The sequence below is a fragment of the Staphylococcus sp. GDX8P80P genome (assembly GCF_017893095.1).
GTDB lineage: Bacteria > Bacillota > Bacilli > Staphylococcales > Staphylococcaceae > Staphylococcus > Staphylococcus borealis.
The window spans coordinates 1-665 of record NZ_JAESMI010000079.1; the positions used below are offsets into that span (position 1 = coordinate 1).

The window sequence follows — 665 nt, forward strand, 5'->3', positions numbered from 1 at the left end:
TTCAGTTCTTATCCCCACAAATGATATATCACGACATGTAAATGATATTGTTGAAACAATTCCTGAGAATGAATTCGACGAATTCAGACATCACCGTGGTGCAACTTCGTACCATCCTAAAATGATGTTGAAAGTAATTCTATATGCCTACACACAATCTGTGTTTTCAGGGCGTAAGATAGAAAAATTACTTAATGATAGTATCCGAATGATGTGGCTATCACAAAATCAAAAACCTTCTTATAAAACAATTAATCGATTTAGAGTAAATCCAAAAGTAGATGCTTTATTAGAATCACTATTTATTCAATTTCATAGTCAATGTTTGAAAAAAATCTTATAGATGAACAGGCCATTTTTAATGTATGAACTTCAATTCAAAAACAAATAAAAGAATAATGAAGAATTATAATTGGGAATATTTTAAAGCCCAAATTAATAAAAAGATTTCAGAACCAAAAACAAAAGCCATCTACAGTCAAAGAAAAATTGATGTGGAGCCTGTTTTTGGATTTATGAAGGCTATTTTAGGTTTCACTCGAATGTCTGTTCGTGGGATAGATAAAGCTAAAAGAGAACTAGGATTTGTGCTAATGGCACTTAATATAAGAAAAGTAACAGCTCAACGAGCTGAAAATAATCAAAAAAATAAAAAAAAGACAATT

General features: G+C 29.9%; 1 pseudogene. It reads left to right on the forward strand.

The window, feature by feature from the left end:
- Nucleotides 1-665, forward strand: a pseudogene (locus tag KA858_RS07525) (transposase); the annotation flags it as partial.